Here is a 12,688-nt window from a genome sequence, read left to right as displayed (position 1 = left end):
CCGGCTTCGCGAGACCTTCGCGGGAGTTTTACGGAGTCGGTGTGTCCGGTATGGAAAGCCTGTGCGACGGAGGACGCGCCTACGCTCGCTGCCCTTCGGCCCGTAGGTCGGGAAGGAGCGGCACGAGCCGGTCCCATCGGGCGATCTGGCACCCGTCACTGCGGTCGTACCGCGCGTCGACGCGCCGCCCGGCCCAGGTCCCGGTGACATGTGCGGTGGCCGGCCCGCCGTACTGCATGGTGCAGAAGCCGCCCTGCGGTGCGGGTGCGAACGCGTCCTTGCCCCATCGGGTACCGCGGTCGAGCGCGGCACAGGCGCCGTCGGCGTCGGGGTGATCGCCGCCCGCAGGATGGCAGGACAGCTCATAGGTCCGGTTGTCACCACTGCTGCCGGTGTTGCGGATGGTGACGGTGAGGTGATCGCCGGAACGGCCCAGGTCCTTGAGGGCCGGGGGCGCGAGGGGGAGGGGCGCGGCCTGGGCGTGCGCGGAGGCGGGCACGACGGAGGTGGAGCCGACGGCCGCGAGGGAGCCGGCGGCAATGAGGAGAAGCCGGCGAAGGCGCCGGGGCGGGGCGGAACGGTTGGCCTGCAACATGACCTGACTAACGCCGCACGCCCCCGGACGTTGCGCACTGCACCCTCCACCTTGGGCCCTTCGGCGTACGCCTCGACGCGGGCCTCGGCGCACGCCGGGAAGGGCTTTGCCCTGCAGCCTCCCTGCCTAGTACCGTGGGAGCCGATTGGTGACACCACGCTCGACTGTGTCATCATCTGCACGCACCACTCGCGCTCGCGCGAGCGGCTGTGCTGGAGGCGTCGCCTAGTCCGGTCTATGGCGCCGCACTGCTAATGCGGTTTGGGCCTTAAAGCCCATCGAGGGTTCAAATCCCTCCGCCTCCGCGCCTGATCACGAAGCCCCGGTCCACTGGACCGGGGCTTCGTCGGTTTCGGTGGTGCGACGCCATGCGGCCGACTAGGGGCTCTTCAGGTCGTTTCCGCAGGTCACAAGGGGTGCGGCAAACGGATTTCACATGGCGGCGGCAGTCATGTAATGTTCTTCCTGTCGCCGCGAGCGGGCCGGAAGGGCCGGGAGCGGCGGGAGCGGCGGGAAAGCAGAACAAGCACTCGTAGCTTAACGGATAGAGCATCTGACTACGGATCAGAAGGTTGCAGGTTCGAATCCTGCCGAGTGCACATAGAGCCAGAGGCCCCGGAGTTGTCCGGGGCCTCTGGTGTTTCCATCGGGCATGCGACGACGGAGAGTGCAGCAACTTGCCAAGGCGGTGGGCTGGTTTGCGCGTCGGCGACTGACGTGGGGCTTGCTACTTCCGTTCCTGCTTCGTCCGTTCCGGCAAGAGCTGGGACAGGGATGACCATCTTGGCGAGGAGGTCATGGCCGGAGAACGGACCCACCCCGGCCGCACCCGCGTAGATCGCGGCCACGGAGCTGATCAGCGCACAGGGTGCGGCGCGTGGCCTGCGTACGGTGCGTGCGGCCAGCAGGAGTGGCGCGATGACGAGGACTCCCATCGCGTCGCCCGTCCACCACACCGACCAGGTCGGCCAGAAGTCGTGGGCCGACAGGGCCTCGGAGGCCACCAGGACGGTGGTGCCGATCGTCGCGCTGATCACCATGCCGGCCAGGGCCCCGAGGAAGACCAGGGCCAGGGCGTCCTGCAGCCGGTCGAGGGCGATGCGGAATCCCACGCGCCGCAGCAGGAGGTAGGCGCAGACCGGGGCGAGCGTGTTGCCGATCACGATGGCGAGCACGGGGAAGAAGGACGGCCCGAGCGGCGCGTTCACCGCCAACGCCCCGAGAGCGATGCCCGGCCACATGCGAAGGCCCACACCATCACGGCGACCAGGGCGATGCCGGTGGGTGGCCAGAACGGCGTGACTTGCCCGCGTACCAGTTCCTGCTGCAGCCCGATCTTGGCGCTGACGTAGTGGGCGGCCGCGACCGCGACCAGCAGTAGGCCCTCGGTGACGACCGGACCTCGGTGCATGCCGCTCACCTGCTGCCGCCCGGCTCGTCCGCGTGGCCGCCGTAACGAAGTACGAGGACCACGGCGTCGTCGTTGTGGCCGGTGTTGTCCGCCACCTTGATCACCTGCGTGGCCAGCTCGTCCGGGTCGGCCACCGTCTTCAGCCCGTCCTCGATCGGGTAGCCGGGGCCTTCCACGACTCCGTCGGTGAGCAGCACGAACGCGCCCGCGTCGGTCAGCAGCCGGCGGGACGACGGGTAGCGCTCGCCGGCGTGGATGCCCAGCGGCAGACCGCCTTCGCTCAGGACGATCTCGCATCGGCCGTCGCTCGTGGCCCAGACGGCCGGGACGTGCCCGGCGCGGGCGTCGCAGAGCTCCCTGGTGACCGGGTCGAAGCGCAGGAACGAGCAGGTCACGAACAGCTCGGTGGCCATCGCGACGAGCAGGTCGTTGGTGCGCCGGAGTACTTCCGCCGGGTCCGTGGTGGCGGTCGCGACGGCGCGCAGACAGATGCGCACCTGCCCCATGAAGGCCGCGGCCTCGACGTCATGGCCCTGTACGTCGCCGATCGCGAAGCCCACCGAGCCGTCCGGCATGACGCTGCAACTATCAGCGGGCTCCGCCCGCGGGTGTCGTACCAGTCGCCGCCGATGTCCAGACCGACCCGCGCGGGTGTGTACCGCCCCGCCACCCGCAGGCAGGGCAGGTCGAGGAGCTCGGCGGCGAGCTCGACGCGTGCCTGCTGGAACTTGATCTGGTCCAGTATCCGGCCGGTGAGATCCCCGAGCTGCTGCAGCAGCGCTCTGGTCGCACTGGCCGAATCGGTGCGGCGGTGGGCCATGGCCTCACACTCCGGGTGGATTCGGAGCGCCATATGCTCCGTTCTCACGGTGCCCCCGTGACGGGAGGCCCTTCCTGGGAAGCCGCGCTACAAGTCCTGGTCCCCGAACGTCAGCGCGTCCAGGTCGCCGTCGAAGCTCTCCCCCAGGCCCCCCAGGCCCCCCAAGCCCGCCAGGCCCAGGAACATCCGCTCCAGGGCGTGGTCGGCCGGCCGCTCGTCCCGGGTCGTGTCCGGCGTCGTATGGAGGGCCTGTTCCGTCCAGATGCACTTGCCCGTGGGGGTGTATCGGGTCCCCCACCGCTGGGACAGCGCGGTGACCAGTTGCAGGCCCCGGCCCCCTTCGTCCGTCTCCGTCGCCCGGCGTATACGCGGCATCGTCAGGCTGCCGTCGAAGACCTCGCAGATCAGGTCGGCGCCATGGAGGAGCCGTAGGCGCAGCGGGCCCTTGGCGTGGCGGATGACGTTGCCTATGAGTTCACTGGCCAGGAGCTCGGTCGTGGGGGTCAGGTCCTGAAGGCCCCAAGCCGCTAGCTGGTCGCGGATCAGGCTGCGGGCCTGGCCCGCTGCTCGGGGGTCGTCGAGGAGGGGCCAGGAGGCGATGCGGGAGGAGGGCAGGGCGTGCAGGCGGGCCAGCAGGAAGGCCGCGTCGTCGGCCGCCTGGTGGTCGGAGGGGAGGAGGGCGGAGGTGATCCGCTCGCAGAGGTGCTCCAGGTCCTTCGCCGTGCCGTCCGCGTGCGAGGTCCGCAGGACTTCGGCGAGCGCCGCCATGCCCTCGTCCATCTCGCGCTTCGACGACTCCACCAGGCCGTCGGTGTACAGGGCCAGCACGCTGCCTTCGGGGACCGGGATCTCGGTCGTCTCGAAGGGGGGTTCCGCCGCGCCCAGGGGCGGGTCGGCCGCCAGGTCCGGGAACAGCACGGTGCCGTCGGGGTGGAGCAGGGCGGGCGGCGGATGGCCCGCCCGCGCTATGGAGCAGATCCTCGTCGTGGAGTCGTACAACGCGTACAGACACGTCACGTACGACTCCTCGCCCATGGCGCCGACGATGTCGTTGAGGTGGCTCATGATCTCGTCGGGGGGCAGTTCGAGGTCGGCCAGGGTGTGCACGGCCGTGCGCAGACGGCCCATGGTGGCCGCCTCCGGCAGGCCGTGGCCCATGACGTCGCCCACGACCAGCGCCACCTGGCCGCCCGACAGCGGGATGATGTCGTACCAGTCGCCGCCCACGTCCATGCCCTGGCCCGCGGGGAGGTAGCGGGCCGCTGCCGTGCAGGCGGCAAGCGTGGGCAGGTCGCGGGGGAGCAGGCTGCGCTGGAGTTCGCGGGACCGGGTGTGCTCGGCGTCGAAGAGGCGCGCCCGGTCCAGGGCCTGGGCCACCAGGGCGCTGGTCGCGGTGAGGAGGGTGCGCTCCTCGTCGGTGAGGCGGCGGGGGTGGTCGAAGGTGACCGCGCAGATGCCGAAGGTGTGGCCCGAGGCGGTCAGGGGGAGCAGCGCCCAGGCCTGCTTGCCGGCGCGGGCCGGCAGGTTCGCGAGCTCGGGGTACCGGGCGGCGAACTCCCGGGGGGAGGAGAGGAACAGCGGGGCGCCGGCGAGTATCGCGTCCCAGAGCGGGCTGGGTTCCGTGCGCTCTCGGCCGTCGAGGATGGCGAGGATGTCGTCCGGGTAGCCGACCGAGCCCACGGTGTGGAGGCGGTCGCACTCCACCGTCTGCACCACCAGTCCCGTCGCCTCGAACGGGGGCAGCACCCGGCGGGCGACCGCGTCCACCACGTCCTTCGAGGTCGTCGCCTTGGCGAGCGCGGCCGTCAACTCCGCTACCCGCACCGCCCGTTCGGTGGCCGCGCGCTCGGCGGACCGGCGGTCCTCCTCCAGGCGCCGCTTCTCGGTGACGTCCGTGAAGTAGATGGTGCGGCCGTCGGGGCCCGGCACCAGCCGCAGGTGGCACAGGCGCCCGTTCGGCAGCCGTACGTCGAAACTGACCGACTTCTCCGCGGCCGCGGCCTGCCGGCAGCGGATCTCCAGCCCCGGCACCTGCTGCGCGGCGGGCAGGTCCCACAGCAGGCAGCCGAAGAGCTGCTCCTCGGAGTAGCCCAGGGTGCGCTCCGCCTCCAGGTTGGCGAAGGTGATCCGCCAGTCGTCGTCCAGCGCGAGGAAGCCGTCGCTCATATGCCGCAGGGCCCGGCTGAGCGCGTCCCGGGCGGAGCGCGGTTCGGCGCTGTCCCAGCCCACGCCGATCATCCGGTGCGGCTCGCCGTTGTCGTCGTACGTCGTCCTGCCGCGGGCCTGGGTCCAGCCCCAGCTGCCGTCCAGTTTCCGTACCCGGTACTCGGCCTCGAAGACGCCGCCTTCGCGGATCGCCCGGTCCGCCGCCGCCAGCGTCGGCGCGAGGTCGTCGGGGTGGACGCACCGCATCCAGTCGTCGACCTTGCCGGTGAAGTCCTGCGGCCGGGTGCCGTAGAGCTCCAGGGCCGCCTCGTCCCAGATCAGCTCGCCGGTGCGGATGTTCCAGTCCCAGGAGCCGACGCTGACCTCCTTCAGCGCCTGGCGCACGCGCTTGCTGCTCGGCGAGTCCATCTGCGAGGGCCCCGTCGGTGGCCGTGCGTGGACCATACGGTCCTCAGCCCAGGCGATGACGGCCCGGAGGAACTCCCAGTGCTCGGGGGCCGGTTCGCCCCGGTCGCCCATCAGGACGCTGAGCGCGCCGGTGGTGCGGTTGCCGCTGTACATCGGTAACGCGACGAGGCCGGTGCCGGGCCAGCAGCTCTCTGCCGTAGTCGTCTCGGCCGGCTTCAGCGGGACCCACACCCCGCTGCCCTCGTGCAGTGCTCGGGCGGGGGCCAGTGGGCCCTCCTGGTCGATGATCTCCCAGGCGCGGGTGAGGGCAGGAGGAAGCCCGGCCGTCGACACCAGGCGCAGCGCGGACATCGGGCCGCGGAGGTGGATCATGCCGCCCAGGGCTCCCAGCTCGCCCACCGCATGCTGCAGGGCCAGCCGGAAGACCTCACTTTCCGCGACACCGGGGGCCACCGTGCTGAGCAGTGTCAGCCGAGCGTTCATGCCGGGGACCTTACCGGCACAGCCGTAACCGATTCGATGGTTCGCAAGATCCTCACGCCTCTCACCCGGCCGCTCGACAGGCCGTCAACAGCCAAGACTTAGCGTCGAGTTGATGTCGACGGCTTAGCATCACCCGGGGCCCGACCCCCCACCCCCGACACGCTGAGGAGCGGCATGGACATCGGTGTCTTCATCCCCATCGGCAACAACGGCTGGCTCATATCGAAAAGTTCACCGCAGTACCTGCCGACCTTCGAGCTGAACAAGGCCATCGTGCAGAAGGCCGAGGAGCACGGTCTCGACTTCGCGCTGTCGATGATCAAGCTCAAGGGGTTCGGGGGCGAGACCGAGTTCTGGGACCACTGTCTGGAGTCGTTCACACTGATGGCGGGCCTGGCCGCGGTGACGGAGCGGATCAAGCTGTACGCCTCCACACCGATCCTCGTCCTGCCCCCGGCGATCGTCGCCCGCATGGCCACGACGGTCGCCTCCATCGCCCCCGGCCGCTTCGGCGTGAACATCGTCACCGGCTGGGCGCCCGGCGAGTACTCCCAGATGGGCCTGTGGCCCGGCGACGAACACTTCGGCAACCGCTACGAGCGGGCCGTCGAGTACGTCACCGTGATGAAGGAGCTGTGGCGCGAGGGCGTCAGCAACTTCAAGGGCGAGTTCTACGAGATGGACGACTGCGTGCTGTCGCCGCGCCCGGCGAACGGGCACATCGACATCGTTGCCGCGGGCCAGAGCAGCACGGGCATGCGGTTCGCCGCCGAGCACGCCGACTACAACTTCATCCTCGGCAGCGGCGTCAACACCCCGCTCGCCTTCTCGGACAGCACGGCCACGCTCGTCGAGGCGGCGCGGGAGAGTGGCCGGGACGTGGGCGCGCTCTCCCTCTTCATGGTCATCGCGGACGAGACCGACGAGGCCGCGCAGGCGAAGTGGCAGGACTACCACGACAACGCCGACCGCGCGGCGCTGGCGTACATGGCGGGCGAATCGGCCTCGGACACCACCGCCGACGACTCCTCGACGGCCCGGACCATCGTGCTGCCCGAGGGCGCGGTGAACTTCAACATGGGCACGCTCGTGGGGTCGTACGAGACCGTCGCGAGGATGCTCGACGAGATCGCCGAAGTCGACGGCACCAAGGGGATCATGCTGGTCTTCGACGACTTCCTGGCGGGCATCGAGAACTTCGGCACGCGCATCCAGCCGCTGATGAAGTGCCGGCGGGCATGAGCGGGTTACGGCGGCGGGAGGAGAACGGTGAGGGGGGCCGTGAGGGGGACCTTGAAGAGGACTACGAGCGGGAAGAGGACTACGAGCGGGAAGAGGACTACGAGCGGGAAGAAGACTACGAGCGGGCCGGCTTAGGTGGCCGACTCACCCCCGGCACCTCCCCTGCCCTGCTCCTGGTGGACCCCGCCCGGGCCTATGTGGACCCCGACAGCCCGCTCTACGCCGGGGTCGAACCGGCCGTGGCGGCGATGAAGGCGCTGCTGGCGGGCGCACGCCGAGCGGGCATCCCGGTGGTCGTCACGCGGGTGCGGTTCCGGGCCGACGGCCGCGACGGCGGCGTCTTCTTCCGCAAGGTGCCGACGCTGAAGGTGTTCGCCGAGGGCAGCCCGTACGGCGACTTCATCGACGGACTGGCCCCGGCGGCGGACGAGTTGACGGTCACGAAGCAGTACCCGAGCGCCTTCTTCGGCACGTCCCTGGCGGCGTACCTCACGGCCCACCGCATCGACACCCTCCTCATCGGCGGCCTGTCCACGAGCGGTTGCGTGCGCGCCACCGCGCTCGACGCGATGCAGCACGGCTACGTGCCGGTCGTCGTGGAGGAGGCGGTGGGCGACCGGGCTCCGGACGTGCACGCGGCGAACCTCTTCGACATCCGGCACAAGATCGGCGAGGTGTGGCCGATGGCCAGGGTCGAGGAGTACCTCGACGCGGTGCGGGCAGGTGAACGCCATTGACACCGGCGGTGGTTGCGGGCTGATGGAGCTCGGCGCGATCGCTCCCGCACCGGGCTGCACCCGAGGGACAGCTGCTATACGAGCGACGGGAGCATCGCGGAGTGCGCGGGACGCTGGGCACCGGTGCTGAGGACGCCGGCGGCGGTGGACAGGACGCCTCGGGACTGAACCGGGACCGCCGGTGCCTCGATGGCCTCCGGGGCCCCCGGCGACTGCGGGGACCGCGGTGCCGCCTCCTTCCTCCGCTCGGCGAACACGAACAGCCGCAGGACCAGGAACCTGCCGATGCCGGCCAGCCCCGAGGCGGTGAGGTAGACGGCCTGCTCCCAGAGCACGGTGGGCGACGGCTGCACGGCGTGCAGTACGAGCATCGCGGCGGTCGTGGCCAGGTACGCGGCGACCGCCGACCCCGAGGACTGCAGGTGCTGCCGCCGGCCGGGACGTCGTCCGGTGCCGAAGGTGAACAGGGCGTGCAGCTCGGTGCACAGGAGGGTGGAGGCGACGGTGATCAGGGCGTTGGCAAGGGCCCAGGGCATCGCCGCGGCCAGCAGCGGTACGGCCGCGCTGGAGAGCAGCCCGACACCGCCGCCGCACACCACGAACCGGGCGAAGGAGGAGAGGGGGCCCGGCGTCGACGGGGAGAAGGGAACCGGCTTCGACGGGCTCGGCTTCGACGGGCGCTGCGACTCCATGGCGGCTTCCTTCCGGGCTGACCTGAACCTGTGAGGGGCTCAGCTCATCCCGGCGCGGCTTCAGCGGGGCCTCAGTCGGGCTTCAGCCGGTATCGACCGGGCTTCAGCCGGTATTTCAGCCGGGATCAACTGAGGCCAACGATGCCGTTGTCCGCACGTCGGAACGATGGAGTGACCTACCGGACCGAAGGTGGTGCAGGCTCCACCACGCAGGGTCGGGCCGGCCGGCCCCGAGCTCGGGTCAGTAACTCCGGTCAGGAGCCCGGCTCAGCGGCCCGGCTCAGCGGCCCGGCTCAGCGGCCCGGCTCAGCGGTTCGGCTCTGCGGCTCGGCTCAGTTCATGATCCGCACGAAGCCGCCCCGCGAGGTGCCCGAGCCCAGCAGGTGGTCCCAGTCCAGCACTTCGGGTATCCGGTCCACCGACAGCACCACAGCCCCACCGGCCCGCTCGGCATCCTCACACCAGGCGCCCATGTCACCGGCCCCGCCCGCGTCGAGCACCGGTGCGGCGAGCGAGGGAACCATGAGGCCGTACTCCCCCGGCCCGTCCACGACGCACAGGGTGAGCTTGGGCACCACACCCCAGCCCGCGCACAGCGGCACCTGCCCGTCGGAGGCGGTCAGGCCCGGCAGGGCGTCGTGGACGGAGGCGCCGGCCAGCAGCAGGACGGGAGTGGAACCCCGTACGAAAAGGGTGTTCTCGGGCTCGTGCAGCATGGGCAGGCCGCCTCCTCAAGTCGCGCAATGTGACTGCTTCGCAGGCTCATGCGTTTCCTTCGGGATCCGTAGTGATGTGTGTTCTTCGCGGGCGTCATCTCGTGTGCCTGGTGCCGAGGTTGGCGTCGTATGTGAGTGCTGAGATCGAATGCGTGACCTTTTCGCGGGGTGTCGTTGATCGGATGACAGCACAGCACAGCACGACGGGCGGGAAGGGGGTACCGGTGAGTCGGAAGCTGCCGCTTGGTGAGGGCGAGAGATCCCGTACGGCCTGTGCCCGTGGTCTGCTGCGGGCGGGTGTCGTGGAGAAGACGGGCGAGGTTCTGTCGGCTGCTGCGCTTGCGGAGCGAGTGGACTGGGCGGCCGCTCTGGTGTCCAGCATGGCCACCGAACTACTGGCCGCGCACTGGAATGCCACCGACGTGGGCGTGCTGGCCTCGGGTGTGGACGCCGGTGGGCGGGCGCTGCCGGCGAACGCTTGGATGGCACTGCGGCGTCTGGGCTGGAGTGTCGCGCCACCCGAGGGGCTTCGTGTCAATGACCGGATCGTGCGCATAGCCCAGGAGAGCGCCGGGCGCATCCTGCGGTCGGCTGCGTGGCGGGCCGATGTGACTGCGGGAATTCTGGCGACCTGGCCGGCTGATCCGGCGAAGCGCACCCGAGAGGAGTGGGACGCCGTACGCGACGCCGTTCCTGGCGGTGAGCATCTGCCGTCCAGCGTCATAAAGTCCCGCACCCGGCAGGTCGCCGCGTTCCAGCGAAGGCATGGCCGCCTTCCTGTGGATCTGTTCGAAGTTGAGACCGAGCCGCGCCCCAGCCATCCGCAAGGACGGGCAGGTCAGCGTCCGGAGGGGCACGCTCACACGGACCGGAGGCGGCTGCCCCGCGCAGCCCACCGGCACCAGGGCGTGAACACGTTGGTCAAGCACACCCACCAGCCGCACAGGCCGCGAGGAGCAGCACTGGGCGCGGGTTTCTACCTGCACGCTCACGCTTCCCCTCCACGGTGGGCAGAACCCACGCCAGACGCTACGTCGTGCATGGGATTGCTTAACTGATCAGAGACGCTATGCGAAGGCACTGACATTGCGTCCGGCCCAGTCCGCGAACGCACGCGCCGGCCGCCCGAGGACGTCCTCCACGTCCGGGCTCACCCGCCGCAACGCGGCCGGCGGAGCCCCCAGCATGTCGAGCGTGCTCTCGACGACCGGCTCGGGCATGAACCCCAGCATCCGCTCCCGGGCTTCGGCGCGGGACAGTTCAACGAACCGGACAGCCTCACCCACGGCGTCCCCGATCGCGGCCGTCTGCTGTCGGGGTGAGACGGGCGCGGGGCCGGTCAGTTCGTAGACCTCGCCGTCGTGCCCCGGCTCGCGCAGCGCCACGGCCGCGACCTCCGCGATGTCGACCGGGTCGACGGTCGGCAGGGCCACGTCGCCGAAGGGAGCGGCCACCTCCCGCCGGGTGCGGATCATGTCGGCCCACTGGAGGGCGTTGGAGTGGAAGCCGCCCGGGCGCAACATCGTCCACTCCAGCCCCGATGCCTTGACGGCGTCTTCCAGGAACGAGGGGTGAGCCCCGGTACCGACGCCCTGGGACGACAGCAGGACCACACGCCGTACGCCCGATCCCCGTACGACATCAAGCAGTGGCCCGAGATCACCGCCGGCCGCCATGAAGTCGCCCGAGGTCAGCACGAACAGGGCCTTGGCCCCGTCGAGGGCGGGTGCGAGTCGCTCGGGTTCGGTGAGGTCGGCCGGGTGGTGGCGGGTCCCCTCCGGCACGTCCCGCGCGGAGATCCGGCGGGAGACCGCCGTCACCTGCTCGCCCGCTTCGACGAGGGCCCGCACAAGAGGCCGTCCCACATTGCCCGTTGCTCCGGTCACCACGATCATCATCGGTCTCCGTTCCGAGGTTCGGCTCTCACGCCTCGTATCTCGTTCTCGTTCTCGTCTCGCACGGCGACGCTACTGTTGTGGAGGTAGTAGGTACCTAGAGGAAAGTATTGGCGGACGGGGGCAGTTGTGACCGAGGACACAGGTGAGCCGAAAAGGCGGGCCCCGCGTGGCGGCGATCCCGAGAGTGCCTGCCCGATCGCACCCGTCGTCGACATCGTCTTCAGCCGCTGGACCACCCCGATCCTGTGGGCGCTCCACGAGTACGGCCGACAGCGCTTCGTCGAACTGGAGCGCCGTATCGCCACGATCACACCGAAGGTGCTGACCCAGCGACTGCGGCAGCTGGAGCGGGACGGTCTGGTCGTGCGCACGTATCACCGCGAGGTGCCACCGCGCGTGGAGTACGAGATCAGCGAACTGGGCCGCAGTCTGGCACCGTTGTTCGCCGCGCTCTCCGAATGGTCCGTGAATCTGGACGAGGTCGAGCGGTCACGGGTGGAGTACGACGCCCGTCAATGATCAGGTCTTGTCCTGGTCGCGCAGTTCGTCGATGTAGGTCTGCGCGAGTCCCGTCGTGCGGGTGAACCAGTCCGTCAGTACGGCGATCTCGTCGGCGGAGTAGCTGGCGAAGAGGGCGTTGAGGCGGGCGTAGTAGGGGCCGTAGAGCTCCTCGGCCCGGGTGACAGCGGCCGGCACGGCGGCCACGCGGACGCGACGGCGGTCGGCCGGGTCCGGGCGGCGGGTGATGAAGCCGGCGCGTTCGAGGCGGTTGAGGATGCCGGTCATCGCGCCGGTCGTGACGTGGGCGTGCTCCGCGAGTTCGCCCGCCGTGAGCAGGTTCTCGCCGGCCTTCAGCACGCAGGCGAAACAGAGCAGGTCGGTGATGTTCAGGCCCAGCCGCTGGGCCATCTCCTGCTGGCCGAGCAGGTGGGCCGCGATGAGGGAGTCCATCGCCTCCAGCGCCTGGGCCGGGGTGGCGGTGGGGCGCGGCTTGGCTTGCATCTTCCTGATTACCTTAGCTTGCGAGAGATTTAGTGCCTAAACTTCTCACGACGTGAGAGATTCTCGTAATGCTCGGGAGGTAGCACGTGAGTCAGTATGACGAGGGGCACACGGTCGCGGGGTGGACCGGAACCGCGATCGCGAGCATCGGCTCCGCCGTGCTGGGGGCGGGGATATGCACGGTCTCGGCTGTGCTGATGGTGGGCGGGCTGGGGATCCTGGCGGCGAGCGTCCTCGTCACCTGGGCCCTGCACCTGTCCGGTTGGGGCAAGCCGCCGGGCGTCCGGCCTCGGGGCCAGTGGTCCATGGGGGCGCGCGACATGACGGCTCGGGACGGGCATGCGGAGTGCTGGGGATGCCGGTTGGCGGGGCGCGGTCGGCGTACGGCCGCGGTGGCGTCCGGGGCGGTGGAGGTGGCCCCCGTGACCGGGAATCCGGAGCCCGCCGCCGCTGAAGCCGGCCGCTGAAGCCGACTGCCGAGGTCGGTCGCGGAACCATCACCACAAGTGATCGTCAGT

The 12,688-nt window shown here is 70.3% G+C and carries 13 protein-coding genes, 2 tRNA genes and 1 pseudogene; 7 read left to right on the top strand and 9 right to left on the bottom strand.

Annotation, left to right across the window (positions count from 1 at the left end):
* Positions 1-79: 79 nt before the first annotated feature.
* A complete protein-coding gene (locus EHO50_RS36165) occupies positions 80-595 on the bottom strand; it encodes an SSI family serine proteinase inhibitor (protein ID WP_128435459.1) in 516 nt (171 codons plus the stop codon).
* A gap of 214 nt (positions 596-809) precedes the next feature.
* Here EHO50_RS36165 and EHO50_RS36160 point away from each other — a divergent pair.
* Both EHO50_RS36160 and EHO50_RS36155 read left to right on the top strand, forming a co-directional pair.
* Positions 810-900, top strand: a tRNA-Ser gene (locus EHO50_RS36160).
* 221 nt (positions 901-1,121) lie between these two features.
* Positions 1,122-1,194 (top strand) — tRNA-Arg (locus tag EHO50_RS36155).
* On the opposite strand, the gene EHO50_RS45915 is transcribed toward EHO50_RS36155, so the two are convergent.
* The 4 genes and pseudogenes from EHO50_RS45915 to EHO50_RS36140 form a co-directional block, all read right to left on the bottom strand.
* Positions 1,153-1,836: an MASE1 domain-containing protein gene (locus EHO50_RS45915; RefSeq protein ID WP_342787032.1), complete on the bottom strand. Its 684-nt coding sequence runs from the start codon at positions 1,834-1,836 to the stop codon at positions 1,153-1,155. The genes EHO50_RS36155 and EHO50_RS45915 overlap by 42 nt on opposite strands.
* On the bottom strand, positions 1,800-2,006 hold the full coding sequence (locus tag EHO50_RS45910) for a hypothetical protein (protein WP_342787029.1): 207 nt from the start codon (positions 2,004-2,006) through the stop codon (positions 1,800-1,802). The genes EHO50_RS45915 and EHO50_RS45910 overlap by 37 nt, the downstream gene beginning before the upstream one ends.
* Before the next feature lie 5 nt (positions 2,007-2,011).
* Positions 2,012-2,826 (bottom strand): annotated as a pseudogene (locus EHO50_RS36145) (PP2C family protein-serine/threonine phosphatase).
* A gap of 87 nt (positions 2,827-2,913) precedes the next feature.
* Positions 2,914-5,883: a SpoIIE family protein phosphatase gene (locus tag EHO50_RS36140; protein ID WP_128435458.1), complete on the bottom strand. Its 2,970-nt coding sequence runs from the start codon at positions 5,881-5,883 to the stop codon at positions 2,914-2,916.
* A gap of 174 nt (positions 5,884-6,057) precedes the next feature.
* Between EHO50_RS36140 and rutA the strand changes: the two genes are divergently transcribed.
* Together rutA and EHO50_RS36130 are read left to right on the top strand one after the other, a co-directional pair.
* Positions 6,058-7,125, top strand: a complete 1,068-nt coding sequence (gene rutA, locus EHO50_RS36135; protein ID WP_128435457.1) for a pyrimidine utilization protein A — start codon at positions 6,058-6,060, stop codon at positions 7,123-7,125.
* Positions 7,122-7,862: an isochorismatase family protein gene (locus EHO50_RS36130; protein WP_128435456.1), complete on the top strand. Its 741-nt coding sequence runs from the start codon at positions 7,122-7,124 to the stop codon at positions 7,860-7,862. The genes rutA and EHO50_RS36130 overlap by 4 nt, the downstream gene beginning before the upstream one ends.
* A gap of 74 nt (positions 7,863-7,936) precedes the next feature.
* Here EHO50_RS36130 and EHO50_RS36125 read toward each other — a convergent pair whose 3' ends face one another.
* Both EHO50_RS36125 and EHO50_RS36120 read right to left on the bottom strand, forming a co-directional pair.
* Positions 7,937-8,554, bottom strand: coding sequence for a GtrA family protein (locus EHO50_RS36125; protein ID WP_246101740.1), 618 nt, complete (start codon positions 8,552-8,554; stop codon positions 7,937-7,939).
* Between the two features lie 332 nt (positions 8,555-8,886).
* Positions 8,887-9,270 carry a hypothetical protein gene (locus EHO50_RS36120; RefSeq protein WP_128435455.1) on the bottom strand — a complete coding sequence of 128 codons (384 nt, stop codon included), beginning with the start codon at positions 9,268-9,270 and terminating at the stop codon, positions 8,887-8,889.
* 131 nt (positions 9,271-9,401) lie between these two features.
* Here EHO50_RS36120 and EHO50_RS45430 point away from each other — a divergent pair, with 131 nt between their 5' ends.
* Entirely contained in the window at positions 9,402-10,328 is a 927-nt protein-coding gene (locus tag EHO50_RS45430) for a hypothetical protein (RefSeq protein ID WP_246101738.1), read from the top strand.
* A gap of 9 nt (positions 10,329-10,337) precedes the next feature.
* Here EHO50_RS45430 and EHO50_RS36110 read toward each other — a convergent pair whose 3' ends face one another.
* Entirely contained in the window at positions 10,338-11,165 is an 828-nt protein-coding gene (locus EHO50_RS36110) for an NAD(P)H-binding protein (protein WP_128435601.1), read from the bottom strand.
* A gap of 129 nt (positions 11,166-11,294) precedes the next feature.
* On the opposite strand from EHO50_RS36110, the gene EHO50_RS36105 reads away from it, so the two are divergent.
* Entirely contained in the window at positions 11,295-11,687 is a 393-nt protein-coding gene (locus tag EHO50_RS36105; RefSeq protein ID WP_128435454.1) for a winged helix-turn-helix transcriptional regulator, read from the top strand.
* Here the strand turns inward: EHO50_RS36105 and EHO50_RS36100 are convergent, their stop codons facing one another.
* A complete protein-coding gene (locus EHO50_RS36100) occupies positions 11,688-12,170 on the bottom strand; it encodes a MarR family transcriptional regulator (RefSeq protein ID WP_128435453.1) in 483 nt (160 codons plus the stop codon).
* An 86-nt stretch (positions 12,171-12,256) separates the two neighbouring features.
* Between EHO50_RS36100 and EHO50_RS36095 the strand changes: the two genes are divergently transcribed.
* A complete protein-coding gene (locus EHO50_RS36095; RefSeq protein ID WP_128435452.1) occupies positions 12,257-12,637 on the top strand; it encodes an HGxxPAAW family protein in 381 nt (126 codons plus the stop codon).
* Positions 12,638-12,688 lie beyond the last annotated feature (51 nt).

The sequence above is a fragment of the Streptomyces cyaneus genome (assembly GCF_004028635.1).
GTDB lineage: Bacteria > Actinomycetota > Actinomycetes > Streptomycetales > Streptomycetaceae > Streptomyces > Streptomyces cyaneus.
The sequence above is the reverse complement of the archived record's forward strand: the minus strand, read 5'-3'. Positions and strand labels throughout refer to the sequence as shown.